Source organism: Halopseudomonas xinjiangensis (assembly GCF_900104945.1).
Classification (GTDB): Bacteria; Pseudomonadota; Gammaproteobacteria; order Pseudomonadales; family Pseudomonadaceae; genus Halopseudomonas; species Halopseudomonas xinjiangensis.
Genome location: NZ_LT629736.1, coordinates 1,613,341 through 1,628,432, shown reverse-complemented (window position 1 = coordinate 1,628,432; position 15,092 = coordinate 1,613,341). Strand labels below are relative to the sequence as shown.

Sequence of the window (15,092 nt, the reverse complement as noted above, 5' to 3'; positions counted from 1 at the left end):
TTTTCCACGGCTGGCCTTCCCCGCAAAGGCCTGTCAGGCTGACAGACGGACACACAAGAGGAGGACCGTATGGGACGCCTTGTCGAAGGTACATGGCACGATGAATGGTATGACACCAAACGCACCGGAGGCGCCTTTGTACGTGAAGACGCCGGCTTCCGCAATCAGGTAGAGACCGGCGGTCGCTTCGCGCCGGAATCCGGCCGATACCACTTGTACGTCTCGCTGGCCTGCCCATGGGCACATCGCACCCTGATCATGCGCAAGCTGAAGGGGCTCGAATCGCACATCGGGGTGACCGTGGTGCAGCCACATATGCTCGAAGAAGGCTGGACCTACAATCCACCGGAGCCGCTGTACGGCCACACCCGACATTACGAGCTGTATACCCACGCCAAGCCCGACTACACCGGGCGGGTAACGGTCCCGGTATTGTGGGACAGGGAGACTGAAACCATCGTCAACAATGAATCGGCAGAGATCATTCGCATTTTCAACAGTGCCTTCGATGAGCTCACCGGCAACTCGGACGATTATTACCCTGCGGACCTGCGCGAAACGATCGATTCGGTCAACCAACGCGTCTATCACGACATAAACAATGGCGTGTACAAGACGGGCTTCGCCACCGCGCAGGATGTGTACGAGAAGGAGTGTCTGAAACTGTTCGAGGCACTGGACTGGGTCGAGGACATCCTCAGCAAACAGCGGTACCTGGCGGGTGACCGGATCAGTGAGGCCGATTGGCGACTGTTCACCACGCTGGTGCGGTTTGATCCCGTGTATCACGGCCACTTCAAATGCAATATCCGGCGGATCCAGGACTGCTTCAACATGTCCGGCTATCTCCGCGAGCTGTACCAATGGCCGGGCGTGGCAGACACGGTCAACTTCGAACATATCAAGCAGCACTATTACTACAGTCACGGGCAGATCAACCCGACCCGGATCGTGCCGCTGGGCGAGGGCATGGATCTGAATGAGCCGCATGGTCGAGGTGCGCCACCGTCCGAATGGCTGGGCATGTAGTCCCGGACGTGCGCGGTGCCGGCGTGCTCAGTATTCGATCGAGACGATCCAGTACAGCTTCTCGCCCGCCGGTGCCCGCACGGTCACCTCGTCGTCGACCTGCTTGCCTACCAGCGCTCGCGCCATGGGACTGTCGATACTGATGTGCTGTTTCTTCGGGTCGATCTCGTCCGGGCCGACGATCCGAATGCTCAGCTGCTCGCCATCCTCGTCCGCGAGCGTGACGCGAGCGCTGAAATACACCTTGTCCGGGTTGGCTGGGGGCTGGTCGACCACCTTGAGGTTTTCCAGTCGCTTGCGCAGAAAACGAACGCGGCTGTCGATCTCGCGGAGCATCTTCTTGCCATAGGTGTACTCGGCGTTTTCCGACCGATCGCCCTGTGCGGCTGCCTCGCTCACTGACTGGGTGACGACCGGGCGCCTGACGTTCCACAGCTCGTGCAATTCGTCGCGCAGGCGCTGTGCACCTTCGGCGGTGATCAGGGGCGTGCCCGCGGAGCGAGGCGGACGATACCGACTCATGAGCCAGATCCCTGACTGATCAGCCGCATCGGGCTTTGGTTGACCACGGCGCGTGTGCCGACCGAGCCAGCGATGCCGATCAACACGGCGCTGCCAAGCGGAACCAGAACCCAGGCCACCCAGTGCGGTTGCCATTGCAGATCCATCACGTGGCGGTATATGCCCCAGGTGATCAGTTCTGCTGCGACGATCGCCAGGGTGCCAGCCAGGCCACCCAAAAGCGCGAACTCCATGCGGTTCGCACGGCGTAGCAGCCCTCGTCCGGCACCCAGCGTGCGTAGCAGGGCGCCCTCGTACAGGCGCTCGTCCAGCGTGGCCTGCAGAGCAGCGAACATTACGGTAAAGCCTGCGAGCAGCACGAACAGCAGGACGTACTCCACGGCCAGCGTCACCTGCGCAAGAATGTCGCGGATTTGCGCGAGAATGGCTTCGACTTCCAGCAGCGTCATGGCGGGGAAGGCGCGAGACAGGCTGCGCAGTGCTTCGCGGTTTTCGCTCGGCAAGCTGAAGGCCGTGAGCAGGGTCGCAGGCGCGTCAGCGAGACTGCCCGGCGAAAAGATCATGTAGAAGTTCGGAGTGAAGGTGTCCCACTGCACTTCACGAATGCTCGCTACCCGAGCGTCGAGTCGCTCACCAGCGATAACGAAGGTCAGGGTATCTTCGAGACTGACATCCAGGCTGTCCGCCAGTTCAGCCTCCACCGAGACCATGGGTGTGCTGAGCTCGCCCAGAACGTTCCACCAGCGTCCTTCACGCAGTTGGTTATCCGCAGCCAGTTCACTGGCCCAGGTGAGGCTCAGATCCCGGTTAATCGCCCGATCGGCCTGGCTTTCCTTGGTGACCAGTTCACGCACAGGCTGGCCGTTGATCTCGACCAGACGTCCTGGGGTGACCGGATACAAGGGCGCTGCCACGGCGCCGATTTCCTCGAGCTTGGCCCGGAATGCTGCTTCCTCCGACGGGAGAATATTCAGGGCGAAGTGATTCGGTGTATCTTCCGGCAGCTGCGTCTGCCAGCTATCCAGCAGCTCGGTACGCAGCAGAATGATCACTACCATCGACATGATGATCAGGCCGAACGAGAGGATCTGACCCGCGGCTGTCATGGGTTGCTTGAGCAACTGACCGCTGCCCAGGCGCCAGGCGAGACTCGCATGGCGCAAGCGTTCACCAGCCAGGCGCAACAGCCCCCAGGCGAGGGTTCCCAGTAGCAGCGCTGCCGCCGCGCCACCAAGGACGACAGCCAGCGTGAGCTTGAGATTGCCAGTGAATTGCCACATCAACAGAGACAATGCGCCAAGCGCCAACCCATAGATGAGCCAGCCGCTACTGGGCAACGGTGACAGGTCTCGGCGCAGTACTCGCAGCGGTGCGACGCGACCCAGGCGAAGCAAGGGTGGCAAGGCGAAACCGGCCAGGGCGATCAGTCCGGTGCCGGCGCCGACCAGTAACGGTTTGACTCCCGGCGGCGGCATGTCGGGTGGCAGAAGGTCGCTGAGCAGCCAGACCAGCCCGGCCTGCATGGCCCAGCCGAGCAGCAGGCCGATGAAGGTGGCGACCAGTCCCAGGCAGCCGAGCTGGATCAGAAACAGCGTCATGACACGGCGCCGGCTGGCCCCGAGGCAACGCAACAATGCGCTGGTATCGAAATGTCGGCTGGCAAAACGATTAGCCGACAATGCCACCGCCACCCCCGCCAGAACCACAGCGGCGATACTGGCCAGGCCGAGAAATTGACCGGCGCGTCCGAGTGCACTGCCGATCTGGCGGTTGTCGTCCGCGACACTGGTCAGGCGTTGATTGTTTTCCAGACGTGGTTCGATCCAGTCGGTATACGCCTGGCGCTGCTGCTCATCCCCGGCGAGCAGTAATCGATAGCGCACCCGGCTGCCCGGTTGGATGATGCGGGTTGCTGGCAAATCGGCGAGATTCATCAGCACTCGCGGCGTCAGGCTGTAGAAATCGCCTGCGCGGTCCGGCTCGTGGGTGAGCACCGCGTCCACTTGCATATCGCTCAAACCGATTTCAACCTGCTCTCCGTTGTCTACCTGCAGCACGCTCAGTAGCCTTGCCTCGGCCCAGACGGTTCCGGCAGGAGGCGTCGTTCGGACGACCCGCTGCTCGCCAAAGGCGCTGTCGGCGATTCTGACCTCACCGCGCAGCGGATAGCGCTCGCCGATTGCCTTGACGCTGGACAGTTGCATATCGGCTGCGCTGGCGACAACGCTGGAAAACTCGACCACCTCGGTGTGCGACAGCCCTAGCCGAAGCGCCTCTTCAAGAAACTCAGGAGGAAGCTCGGCGCGCGAAGAAACGACCAGGTCGGCGCCGAGAAACTCTGCGGCCCGGCTGGTCATGCCCCGTTCGAGCCGGTTGGTGAAAAAACTGATAGCGGTGCTGACCAGCACGGCGATAATCAGCGCAACCAGCAGAACTTTCAGTTCGCCAGCGCGCCAGTCGCGCGCGAGCAACCGCGTCGCCAGGGTCCAGGTCGATGTGCCGCGCGTCATGCCGGCTGAACCAGACGACCGGCCTGGATGTGTACTGCGCGCTGGCAACGCTCGGCCAGCCGCGCGTCATGGGTAACCATTACCAGCGTGGTGCCTTGCTCGCGATTCAGCTCGAACAACAGTTCGGTTATGCGCTCACCCGTGGCGGCGTCGAGATTGCCAGTGGGCTCGTCAGCAAACAGTATCGCCGGATCGCTGGCAAAGGCGCGCGCTATGGCTACCCGCTGCTGTTCGCCGCCCGACAGCTGCCGGGGATAGTGGCTGGTACGTTCGGCCAGACCGACCCTCGACAGAAGCAACCTGGCCCGCTCGGAGGCGTCACGTCGCCCGTGCAGCTCCAAGGGTAGCATCACGTTTTCCAGCGCGGTCAGGCTGCCGAGCAACTGAAAGGACTGGAACACGAACCCCACGTGTTCGGCGCGCAGTGCAGCGCGCTGATCCTCATCGAGAGCGCCGAGCGATTTGCCGGCGAGCTGCACGTCACCGCTACTCGGCAGGTCCAAACCGGCAAGCAGGCTGAGCAGGGTAGACTTGCCTGAGCCAGAGGCGCCGACGATGGCTACGCTACTGCCGCGCTCGATGTCGAGACTGACATAATCGAGGATAGTCAGCTCCGCTTCCGAGGTCTGGACGACTTTGCTAAGGTGGCTGGCAATGATCACGCTTTCCGACATGGGTGCTGCCTTATGAAGTCGCTGTTGAACGGTTTGCTGTTCGCTTTGCTGTATGTCACTTCGGCAAACGCTTCAGCTCAGGGCATTCTGGTCGTCGGGGATAGTATCAGTGCCGCTTTCGGTCTGGAAATCGAACAGGGCTGGGTGCACCTGTTGCGCGAGCGTCTCGAGGAGCGCGGTTACGACGATCCCGTGGTCAATGCTTCGGTCAGTGGCGACACCACTGCTGGCGGTCTGGCCCGTTTGCCGCGGCTACTCGAGGAGCACGACCCGGACCTGGTGATTCTCGAACTGGGTGGCAACGACGGCCTGCGGGCACTGCCTCCGGCCAATATGCAACAGAATCTTTCTTCAATGATCGAGCATTCCCGCGAGGCGGGCGCGGACGTCATCGTGCTGGGCATGATGATCCCGCCGAATTACGGCCTGCGCTACACCCGCGCGTTCTCTGAAGTCTTCACCAACGTCAGCGAGGAACATGACGTGCCATTGGTGCCGTTCCTGCTCGAAGGCATTGGTGACCGTCCCCAGCTGATGCAGTCCGATCGAATCCATCCGACCGCTGCTGCCCAGCCGAAAATACTGGATAATGCCTGGCCTGCCATCGAAACGTGGCTGGAAGACCGGTAACGCTGAATTCAAGGGTGAACGAAGGTGACAGTAGCGTGGATGGCACGGCGCTGGTGCGTTGTCGAACAGGATGAGCAGCAGGACCTGTTCGTGAGCGATCCCTGGCATGTGCACTTGGCGGACATCAACCTGCGGCTGGATGTGCCCCGTGAACGCACCTTGTGCGGCGACTTCCTTCCATCCAAACCGGTCTACAGCGAGCTGGTCAGACCATTGCTGAAAACGCTATGCCCGCAATGCCTGGCCCTGGCGCAAAGCTTGCGAAGGAGCGGCGGGGGCTCGCCACGCAGTCTACGCACTACTGAAGCGGAGCCCGGCAGCGCGCAGATCGATCTCTATGTCGAACACAGGACGGGCGGACGATGAAGTTTAAAGGATTGGCGAGTTGCGTAGCGCTTGTGACTGGCTTGTTCAGCGGTAGCGTTGCTGCCACCGAATATGCACTGCCTGCACCGGGTGAACACGTCGTCGGTTCGCTACGCAAGGTCCAGGCCCAGTACGAGGACACCTTCGAGACGCTTGGCGAACGCCATGGCTTCGGCCATCTGGAAATGATCGCCGCGAACCCTGGCGTTGACGCCTGGTTGCCGGGCGAAGGCCGCGACATCGTCCTCCCCGGTCAGCATGTGCTGCCCGAGGCACCGCGTCGCGGCATCGTCGTGAATCTTCCGGAGTACAGGCTGTACTACTTTTCCGAAGATCAGCAATCGGTGGTTACCTATCCGGTCGGGATCGGGCGGGAAGGTTGGTCTTCGCCGATCGGCGAAACGCGAGTAGCGCGCAAGGAGGCCAATCCCTCATGGTATCCGCCCGAGTCGGTTCGCAAGGAGCATGCTGCAGAAGGGGACTTTTTGCCGCAGGTGGTGCCGCCGGGACCGGATAACCCCATGGGTCCGTACAAGATGAATCTCGCCCTCAGCGGATATGTGATTCATGGTACGAACAAGAATTTCGGCATCGGCATGCGCGTCAGCCACGGCTGTTTCCGGTTACGCAACGACGACATCAGTGCACTGTTCCCACAGGTACCGCTCGGCACCACGGTAACGATCGTCAACCAGCCCTACAAGCTGGGTATCCATGAGGGAGATCTATACCTCGAGGTTCATACTCCGCTCGATGAAGACGGACGGCCTTCGAGTGTTGATCGCCTGGCGGCGATTCAGGGGCTTTTTGCCAGCAAACCGGAGCTGACGGAACGTTTCAGACTGGACTGGACACTGATCCGTGACACGGTTTACGCGGAACAGGGAATCCCGCAGCGCATAGGTACTGCTTTTCGATCGAATCAGTCACAGGCAGCGCTCGCCAGATAGCGAACGCCGCCTGTGATCTTGCACCATGCTTACTTGCGGCTGGCGCGCTCAAGCATGCGCATCGCACGCTGGTTGGCTTCATCAGCGCTCTGCTGAGCACGCTGCGCAGCAGACAGCGCTTCCTCTGCCTTGCGATACGCTTCGTCGGCGCGAGCCTGCGCGCGTGCGGTTGCGCTCTCGCTGGCGGTCAGCCGGGACGTGGTTTCTTCGCTCTGCTTGGTGTTGGCGCAACCAACAGCCAGAACGGCGGCAAGGGAGATGGCGGACAGTTGAAGCACGTTTTTCATGTCATACCTCGTATGGTGAGTGAACCAAGAATTCGCTTGGCACGCTGAGTCTAGCAAACGCGTGTCGTTAGCGAATGACGTAAGTCATAAATAGACGATCTCTCGTGATATTCAAGAGCGTGACCCTGCGCTTGTGCGGTTTGTCTTCGATAACCGCTGCGGTAAGGTGTGTGCCAGACATAACTACAATCACAAGGAAGCACTCATGTTGGGAAATCTCGGCCTGCTGGCCGGCCTGGCTTTGCTGATCTACATGGCCCTGCGCGGCGTCAATATCTTTATCGCTTCGCTGGTTTGTGCTCTGGTGGTGGCTGTCACCAATGGTCTGATGATCCCGCGCACGCTCCTCGAATATTATCCTTCAGGCCCACTGGGTGCGTTCTCGTTCGCCGGAAAATTCTTCCTGCTGTTTCTCTGCGGAGCAATCTTCGGGAAGGCCATGGCGACCAGCCAGGCGGCGAAGAGCATCGCACTGGCGATTACCCGGAGCCTGGGCGTCAAGCACACGCTGCTGGTGGGCATGAGCGTCTGCGCGCTGCTCACCTATGGTGGGGTTGTGGTATTCGTCGTGGTGTTCACCATGTATCCATTGGGCATCACGCTGATGCGCGAAGCCAACCTGCCCAAGCGGCTCTGGGCCGCCGCCACCTCGGTTGGTGCCGGCACCTTCACCATGACCGCGCTGCCGGGCACACCATCCATCCATAACGTGATCTCTGCCAGCTCGTTGGGCACCGACCTGTTCGCTGGTGGATGGATCGGTATTTTCGCTGCGCTGATCATGGGTGGCCTCGGCATGTGGTATGTCGAGCATGGCTGGCGCAAGGCCCGCGCGACAGGCGAGGGCTTCGTTGAAAACGCGCAGGACCGGCGGATGGAACAGCTCGCCGGTGACCCGAGCGAGGCCCCGCCTTGGTATCTGGCAGTCATTCCTCTGGCGGTCGTGTTGGGCGTGATCATGTTGCCGCGGCTGCTGATCGCCCTCGGAGACTGGTCGACCAGTGACAGCCTGCTGGCCGAAACCCTGCGCTTTTCACAGGTTCAGCCAATCATCTGGCCGAGCCTGGCTCTGATCATCGGTTCTCTGGTCTGCCTGGTGCTGTTCCGCGGCATGCGCCGCAAGACAGGCCAGGTATTCGGTCAGGGTGCCGAGGACTCGATCATGCCCTTGATCAACACCGCGGCTGTGATCGGCTTCGGCGGCGTGGTTACGCAGACTGCGGGGTTCTCTCAGTTCGCTCAGTGGATGCTGAACGCCGATCTGCCACCGCTTCTTTCCGTATTCGCATCGGCCAGTGTGGTCTCGGCGATTGTCGGCTCGTCGTCGGGCGGCCTGCAGATCTTCATGCAGTCGCTGGCTCCGCATTATCTGGAGATGGGCATCGAGCCGGAGATTCTCCACCGTATTGCAGCTATCGCCTCAGGCGGTCTGGACTCCTTGCCGCACTGCGGTGCTGTTATCGCAACCTTCGTGATCATGGGTCTGACCCACCGCGAGGCATACAAGGACATGTTTGCGGTCACGGTAGCGATTCCGGTCATTGCCTGTCTCGCCTCGATCGCTCTGTTGATGGCGCTGGGAATGGGCTGACCTTTAGTCAGGATTGCCAGCCCTTTCAGGAATTTGAGCTCCGAAGGGCTGTCAATTCAAGTTGGTGGTTAAACAATAATAGGACCCGCTAGGAGGTCACATGAGCCTCGATGTACCCATCATTCACGACCCTGCGGCCAAACAGTTCTACATGACCGTGAACGGCTCGCGCGCTTACCTGGCGTATATGGATCTCGGCAAACAAACGTTGGACATCTACCGGACCTTCGTTCCCGATGAGTTGCGCGGCAGAGGTCTTGCGGCGCAGCTTGCGGAGCACGCACTACGCTATGCCGACGCACGCGGCTATACCGTTATCCCGTCTTGCTCGTACGTCGAGCGGTATATGCAGCGCGATTCCGAGCAGCGCGGACGAGCATGAATCTGAGCCAATAAAAAAACCCGCCTTGGCGGGTTTTTTTATAGCAAGAACAAGAGTGAGGTCAGGCGCCGCGCGAGCGGCCCGGCAACACATCCTTGAGCTTGGCATGCATGCTGCGCACGCTCTCGACCGTGGTATCCCAATCAATGCAGGCGTCGGTTACCGACACACCGTACTGCAACTGAGTCAGATCCTTGGGAATCGACTGATTGCCCCAGCCGATGTGACTCTCGACCATCAAACCGATGATGGAGCAATTGCCTTCGAGGATCTGATTGGCGACGTTGTCCATGACCAGCGGCTGCAGGCCGGGGTCCTTGTTGGAATTGGCGTGACTGCAGTCAACCATGATGTTTGACGCAATGCCGGCCTTTTCCAGATCTTTCTCGCACAGCGCCACGCTCACCGAATCGTAGTTCGGCTTGCCATTCCCACCGCGCAGCACGACGTGTCCGTACTGGTTGCCTTTGGTGGTGACGATCGACACCTGCCCATCCTGGTTGATGCCGAGGAAGCGGTGCGGGCTGGACACAGACTGTAACGCATTGATTGCTACGGTCAGGCTGCCATCGGTGCCGTTCTTGAAACCAACAGCCGAGGAAAGGCCCGAAGACATCTCGCGGTGAGTCTGCGATTCGGTGGTCCGCGCGCCGATGGCAGACCAGGAGATCAGGTCCTGCAGATACTGCGGCGAGATCGGATCCAGCGCTTCGGTGGCGGTGGGTAGTCCCATGGCTGTCAGATCACTCAGCAGCTGGCGACCGATATGCAGGCCATCCGCGACCTTGAATGAGTCGTCGAGGTAGGGATCATTGATCAAACCCTTCCAGCCCACGGTCGTGCGAGGCTTTTCGAAGTACACGCGCATGACCAAATAAAGAGTGTCGCTGACCTCATCGGCAAGCTCCTTGAGTCGACGCGCATAATCCTTTGCAGCCTCGATGTCGTGGATCGAGCAAGGGCCGATCACGATGAACAGGCGATGGTCCTTGCCGTCGAGAATGTCGCGGATGACCTGGCGGCTTTCCACCACGGTGCGTTCCGACGCTTCGCTCATGGGGATCTTGGCCTTGAGCTGCGCAGGGGTGATGAGGACCTCGTTAGAGGCGACGTTCAGGTCATTAAGGGGTAAATCGGCCATCTTGATTCTCGACAGGTTATACAGACTGCCAATAGGTCAGCCCTTATCAATAGTGGGCACAGCTTAATCAAGGTTGCCCAGCGAGGCTAGCCCGAACACCGCATTACTCCCATATACTCACTCAATCGCGGCCCGTTCCGGGTGGGCTTTGTCGCGTTGGTGACTGTCTGGTCGGCGTGGCTGGTTTACCATCCATGCATACCGAGCCCATGCACACAGAAAGAGAAGAGGATTCCATGCAAGACAACAGAGCGCGGATCGGCGTCATCGGCACCGGAGCCATCGGTGGATTTTACGGCGTGATGCTCGCCCAGGGCGGGCACGACGTGCATTTCCTCCTGCGCAGCGAGTATCAGGCAGTGCGCGACAACGGCATCACCATCGACAGCATGGTGCTGGGTGAACTCAAGGCCGAGTCGGTGAATGCCTATCAGGATGTGGCTGATATGCCTCCCTGCGATTGGTTGCTGGTAGGGGCAAAAGCGACCAGCAATGCCGACCTGGCTCCCATCATCGCAGCGGCCGCGGCACAGAATGCCAAGGTCATCCTATTGCAGAACGGTCTCAACAACGAAGAAGACTTGCGGCCGCTACTCCCCGAGCACATCCATCTGATCGGCGGGCTTTGCTACGTCTGCCTGTTCCGTGAAGGGCCAGGGGTGGTCAAGCATCAGGCTAACGGCCTGATTGACCTCGGCTACCATTCCGGCCCGGCCAGTACCGAGCAGGCCCAGGCGATCATCTCCGAAGCCGCGCAGATGTTTATCGGCTCGAATGTTCAGGCGCGGCCGATGGCCAATGTCGATGCGGCTCGCTGGCAGAAGCTGGTGTGGAATGCTGCGTTCAACGGGGTGCACGTCATCCTCAATGCAGGCACCAAGGATCTGCTGGGCAATCCCTCCAGCCGGGCACTGGTCGAGAGCCTGATGGCCGAAGTGGTCGCCGCAGCCGAGGCTTGTGGACACAGCATGCCGCCGGATTATCCGGCCAAGCTACTGAAGGCCACCGAACAGATGCCGGACTACTACGCCAGCATGTACCATGACTGGCTGCACAAGCGCCCGATGGAGCTGGACAGACTCTACGGCGAGGCTCTCCGACAGGCTGCCGAGGCCGGTTGCAGCATGCCGAAAACCGAGGCAATGTTGCACATGCTTCAGTACATCGAGGATAGCTACCTCAAAGCGAAATAAGGAAAAGTCATGCCAGTGCTGCTCGGTGACAAGCTGGTCATCGCCATATCGTCCCGGGCCCTGTTCGATCTAGACGAAAGTCATCGCGTCTACGAGCAGGAGGGGCTGGAGGCTTATCGTCTGTACCAGATCGAGCGAGAGGACACTCCGCTCGATCGTGGTGAGGCGTTCACGCTCGTCGAGAAGCTGCTGCGCATCAACCAGCTGCTCGACGGCGAGACCCGTGTAGAGGTCGTCTTACTTTCTCGCAACAGCGCCGACACCGGCTTGCGTGTTTTCAACTCGATCCAGCACTACAACCTCAATATTACCCGGGCAGCCTTCGCTGGTGGCCGCAGTCCGTTTACCTATATCCCTGCCTTCGGCTGTCATCTGTTTCTTTCCACCCATGCAGAGGATGTTCGAAGCACGCTGGAGGCTGGCTTCGCTGCAGCGACCATCCTGCCGGCCAAGCGTCCCAGAGAGCAGCGCGACGAGCTGCGCATCGCCTTCGATGGGGACGCTGTGCTCTTCTCTGACGAATCTGAACAGGTCTTTCAGCGCGAGGGGCTGGCTGCGTTTCAGGCGAGTGAGCTCGCATCCGCTCGCGAGCCTTTGCGAGGCGGGCCGTTCAAGCCTTTCCTCGCCGCGCTGAACCGCATCCAGAGCGAGTTTCCCAACGGCGATTGTCCGATACGCACGGCGCTTTTCACTGCCCGCAGCGCGCCTGCCCATGAGCGAGTGATTCGTACATTGCGTGAATGGAATATCCGCCTGGACGAGTCGCTGTTTCTCGGTGGGCTCGACAAGTCGGAGTTTCTCCGGGCATTCGGGGCGGATCTGTTCTTCGACGATCAGGAAGGGCACTGTCAACGTGCGGTGGGCTTCGTTCCGACCGGCCACGTTCCTCATGGCATCAGTAATCTGAAGTCGCGCGGGTAGCCTCTCGTTACGATTGTCCGGCACGTTTCGTCGAAAGAATAGCCAACCCTGGTGATTCTGGTCTAACCTCAGCTGAAAACCGAGCATATGGTTATATGAGTCTCGGCTGCTCAGGCAGAATGACAAGGGGAAGGCATCATGAAGCTGCAGCAACTGCGCTACATCTGGGAGGTCGCGCATCACGATCTCAACGTCTCGGCTACCGCCCAGAGCCTGTATACGTCCCAACCCGGCATCAGCAAGCAGATCCGCCTTCTCGAAGACGAGCTCGGTGTCGAGGTGTTTTCGCGCAGCGGCAAGCACCTGACCCGTGTCACTCCAGCCGGCGAACGGATCATTGCTACAGCCGGAGAAATACTTCGGAAGGTCGAAAGCATCAAGCAGATTGCCCAGGAGTTCAGCAATGAGCGCAAGGGCACGCTGACCCTGGCAACGACGCATACGCAGGCGCGCTATGCACTGCCGCCGGTCATCAGCCGTTTCATCAAGCGCTACCCCGACGTGTCACTACACATGCATCAGGGCACACCGATGCAGATCTGCGAGATGACCGTCGACGGTACGGCGGACTTCGCCATCGCCACCGAAGCCCTTGAGCTGTTCGCGGACATGGTCATGATGCCGTGTTATCGCTGGAACCGCTGCGTAATCGTGCCCCGCGGTCATCCGCTGGCCGGTGTCGACAAGCTCACCCTCGAAGCGTTGGCCGAGTATTCATTGGTGACCTACGTGTTCGGGTTCACCGGGCGCTCGAAGCTGGACGAGGCGTTCATTAACCGCGGACTAACGCCGAAGGTCATCTTCACCGCGGCGGATGCCGACGTCATCAAGACCTACGTCAGGCTCGGCCTGGGGGTCGGGATCGTGGCGCATATGGCTGTCGATCCGGAGCTGGATTCGGACCTGGTCACCATCGACGCCAGTGAGTTGTTCGAGGCGAGCGTAACCAAGATCGGCTTTCGGCGCGGTACCTTCCTGCGCGGCTTCATGTACGACTTCCTCGAGGCCTTCGCGCCGCACCTAACCCGGGATCGGGTCGATCAGGCGCTGCAGTGTCACAATCGGATGGAGCTGGACGAGCTGTTCGAGGGTGTCAAGCTGCCCGTCAGATGACGGCGCTGCCGTCATCTGACGGGCTGGAAACTACAAGCTATAAGCGGTTCGGACACGGCAGGTTGACGCAATCACTCGACGTGCGCACGAATTTACTTGGGCTTGGCGCTTGAAGCTGGCGCACCCAGCGGCGCGCGCCTCATCCCTTGGCGATGAGATTCCCCGCATGCAGCCCACATTCCTTCTGCGTTGCTTCTTCCCACCACCAGCGGCCTTCACGTTCGTGCTGGTTGGGTAGGACAGGGCGCGTGCAGGGTTCGCAGCCGATGCTGATGAAGCCGCGTTCGTGCAGCGGGTTGTAGGGAACCTCGAGCATGCGGATGTAATTCCACACATCTTCGCTGGTGTAGTTCGCCAAGGGGTTGAACTTCACCAGGTTCTTTCCCGGCCCGCTGAAGCCGGTGTCCAGCTCCATCACCGGCACGTGGCTGCGGGTCCCCGGGCTCTGATCGCGGCGCTGTCCGGTGACCCAGGCGTCCACGGTCGCCAGTTTGCGACGCAGCGGCTCGATCTTGCGAATGCCGCAGCACTCGCCGTGCCCGCTCTCGTAGAAGTCGAACAGGCCCTTCTTCCGGACGTATTCGTCCAGCACGTCACGATCGGGCGACAGTACCTGAAGCTCGATGTTGTAGTGCTTGCGAACGGTTTCCAGAAACCGGTAGGTCTCGGCGTGCAGCCGTCCGGTGTCGAGTGTGAATACCTTGACGTCTGGATTGATCTTCCAGGCCATGTCCAGCACCACGACATCGTCTGCGCCGCTGAACGAGACCCACAGGTCTTCGTAGTGCTCCATTGCCAGTTGCAGGATCTGTTGCGGGGACTTGCTAGCGTACTCTTCTGCCAGGCGAGGAATGTCGAGCGTATCGATGGGCATCAGGCTATCTCCGTTCTATGGCGAGCTGCATGGGCTGCCGTTTGCGCGGAAGTCTAGCAAAGCTGCCTTAGCACATCTGCTTTTATTTATTCATATTGTTATGCCTTTTCGGATGCACTCCGCTCTGCACAATGGCAGCCGAGCATTGCGCAGCGGAGGGGATGCCGGTAGATTGTCGCGCAATTCGAACCGACGTTTCAGGAGTGTCGCTGTGGAAATCGCTTGCCTTGATCTCGAGGGCGTACTGGTCCCGGAAATCTGGATCGCCTTCGCCGAAAAAACCGGTATCGCTGAATTGCGGGCAACCACGCGCGACATCCCCGACTATGACGTGCTGATGAAGCAGCGCCTGCGCATTCTCGACGAGCACGGTCTGAAGCTGTCGGACATCCAGGAAGTGATCGGCACGCTGAAGCCACTCGACGGTGCGGTGGAGTTCGTCAACTGGCTGCGCGAGCGTTTCCAGGTCGTCATCCTGTCTGATACGTTCTATGAATTCTCCCAGCCGTTGATGCGCCAGCTGGGTTTCCCGACGTTGCTTTGCCATCGCTTGATCACCGACGAGACCGATCGTGTCGTTGACTATCAGCTGCGTCAGAAGGATCCCAAGCGTCAGTCGGTCATTGCACTCAAGAGCCTCTACTACCGTATCATCGCGGCCGGCGACTCATACAATGACACCACCATGCTGTCCGAGGCGCATGCCGGCATTCTGTTTCACGCGCCTGACAACGTCATTGCCGAGTTCCCGCAGTTCCCGGCGGTGCATACCTTCGAGGACCTCAGGAAGGAATTCCTCAAGGCCTCGAATCGGCACCTGAGTCTCTAAGCAGCGAGTCCTGCACAGAATAAAAAAAGCAGCCTGATGGCTGCTTTTTTTTGCGTCGATTGTTCTTGGGTACTGCCAAT

Annotated in this window: 16 protein-coding genes; 10 read left to right on the top strand and 6 right to left on the bottom strand. The window is 60.1% G+C overall.

Features of this window, described 5'->3' with window-relative positions; translation table 11 throughout:
• The first annotated feature begins 69 nt into the window (after positions 1–69).
• Positions 70–1,029, top strand: coding sequence for a glutathione S-transferase family protein (locus BLT85_RS07455; protein WP_093392713.1), 960 nt, complete (start codon positions 70–72; stop codon positions 1,027–1,029).
• A 27-nt stretch (positions 1,030–1,056) separates the two neighbouring features.
• Here BLT85_RS07455 and greB read toward each other — a convergent pair whose 3' ends face one another.
• The 3 genes from greB to BLT85_RS07440 are packed head-to-tail and all read right to left on the bottom strand — an operon-like array spanning position 1,057 to position 4,735.
• On the bottom strand, positions 1,057–1,551 hold the full coding sequence (gene greB / locus BLT85_RS07450; RefSeq protein WP_093392711.1) for a transcription elongation factor GreB: 495 nt from the start codon (positions 1,549–1,551) through the stop codon (positions 1,057–1,059).
• Positions 1,548–4,061 (bottom strand): ABC transporter permease, encoded by a 2,514-nt coding sequence (locus tag BLT85_RS07445; protein WP_093392709.1) that lies wholly within the window; start codon positions 4,059–4,061, stop codon positions 1,548–1,550. Before BLT85_RS07445 ends, greB begins: the two co-directional genes overlap by 4 nt.
• Positions 4,058–4,735, bottom strand: coding sequence for an ABC transporter ATP-binding protein (locus BLT85_RS07440; RefSeq protein ID WP_093392708.1), 678 nt, complete (start codon positions 4,733–4,735; stop codon positions 4,058–4,060). The genes BLT85_RS07445 and BLT85_RS07440 overlap by 4 nt, the downstream gene beginning before the upstream one ends.
• Positions 4,736–4,747: 12 nt before the next feature.
• Here BLT85_RS07440 and BLT85_RS07435 point away from each other — a divergent pair, with 12 nt between their 5' ends.
• From BLT85_RS07435 to BLT85_RS07425, 3 genes are read left to right on the top strand one after another with little or no spacing between them, the layout of a single operon-like run.
• Positions 4,748–5,365 (top strand): arylesterase, encoded by a 618-nt coding sequence (locus BLT85_RS07435; protein WP_093392706.1) that lies wholly within the window; start codon positions 4,748–4,750, stop codon positions 5,363–5,365.
• A 24-nt stretch (positions 5,366–5,389) separates the two neighbouring features.
• Positions 5,390–5,731 carry a hypothetical protein gene (locus tag BLT85_RS07430; RefSeq protein WP_157718146.1) on the top strand — a complete coding sequence of 114 codons (342 nt, stop codon included), beginning with the start codon at positions 5,390–5,392 and terminating at the stop codon, positions 5,729–5,731.
• Entirely contained in the window at positions 5,728–6,681 is a 954-nt protein-coding gene (locus BLT85_RS07425) for a L,D-transpeptidase family protein (RefSeq protein ID WP_093392701.1), read from the top strand. Before BLT85_RS07430 ends, BLT85_RS07425 begins: the two co-directional genes overlap by 4 nt.
• Positions 6,682–6,710: 29 nt before the next feature.
• On the opposite strand, the gene BLT85_RS07420 is transcribed toward BLT85_RS07425, so the two are convergent.
• Positions 6,711–6,968 carry an Lpp/OprI family alanine-zipper lipoprotein gene (locus tag BLT85_RS07420; RefSeq protein ID WP_093392699.1) on the bottom strand — a complete coding sequence of 86 codons (258 nt, stop codon included), beginning with the start codon at positions 6,966–6,968 and terminating at the stop codon, positions 6,711–6,713.
• 205 nt (positions 6,969–7,173) lie between these two features.
• Here BLT85_RS07420 and BLT85_RS07415 point away from each other — a divergent pair, with 205 nt between their 5' ends.
• Positions 7,174–8,559 (top strand): GntP family permease, encoded by a 1,386-nt coding sequence (locus tag BLT85_RS07415; RefSeq protein ID WP_093392697.1) that lies wholly within the window; start codon positions 7,174–7,176, stop codon positions 8,557–8,559.
• A 100-nt stretch (positions 8,560–8,659) separates the two neighbouring features.
• Positions 8,660–8,941: a GNAT family N-acetyltransferase gene (locus BLT85_RS07410; RefSeq protein ID WP_093392695.1), complete on the top strand. Its 282-nt coding sequence runs from the start codon at positions 8,660–8,662 to the stop codon at positions 8,939–8,941.
• 61 nt (positions 8,942–9,002) lie between these two features.
• Here the strand turns inward: BLT85_RS07410 and BLT85_RS07405 are convergent, their stop codons facing one another.
• Complete coding sequence (locus BLT85_RS07405; protein ID WP_093392693.1) at positions 9,003–10,082, bottom strand: 3-deoxy-7-phosphoheptulonate synthase; 1,080 nt, start codon at positions 10,080–10,082, stop codon at positions 9,003–9,005.
• A 236-nt stretch (positions 10,083–10,318) separates the two neighbouring features.
• On the opposite strand from BLT85_RS07405, the gene BLT85_RS07400 reads away from it, so the two are divergent.
• From BLT85_RS07400 to cysB, 3 genes are all read left to right on the top strand, one after another.
• Positions 10,319–11,275 carry a putative 2-dehydropantoate 2-reductase gene (locus BLT85_RS07400; RefSeq protein ID WP_172829820.1) on the top strand — a complete coding sequence of 319 codons (957 nt, stop codon included), beginning with the start codon at positions 10,319–10,321 and terminating at the stop codon, positions 11,273–11,275.
• A gap of 9 nt (positions 11,276–11,284) precedes the next feature.
• Entirely contained in the window at positions 11,285–12,196 is a 912-nt protein-coding gene (locus BLT85_RS07395; RefSeq protein ID WP_093392691.1) for a 5'-nucleotidase, read from the top strand.
• 138 nt (positions 12,197–12,334) lie between these two features.
• The gene (gene cysB, locus BLT85_RS07390) at positions 12,335–13,309 is read left to right on the top strand and encodes an HTH-type transcriptional regulator CysB (RefSeq protein ID WP_093392689.1); all 975 of its coding nucleotides are present in this window, start codon (positions 12,335–12,337) and stop codon (positions 13,307–13,309) included.
• 139 nt (positions 13,310–13,448) lie between these two features.
• Here cysB and BLT85_RS07385 read toward each other — a convergent pair whose 3' ends face one another.
• Positions 13,449–14,183, bottom strand: coding sequence for a phosphoadenylyl-sulfate reductase (locus BLT85_RS07385; RefSeq protein WP_093392687.1), 735 nt, complete (start codon positions 14,181–14,183; stop codon positions 13,449–13,451).
• A gap of 211 nt (positions 14,184–14,394) precedes the next feature.
• Here BLT85_RS07385 and thrH point away from each other — a divergent pair, with 211 nt between their 5' ends.
• A complete protein-coding gene (gene thrH, locus BLT85_RS07380) occupies positions 14,395–15,012 on the top strand; it encodes a bifunctional phosphoserine phosphatase/homoserine phosphotransferase ThrH (RefSeq protein WP_093392685.1) in 618 nt (205 codons plus the stop codon).
• The last annotated feature ends 80 nt before the right edge of the window (positions 15,013–15,092 follow it).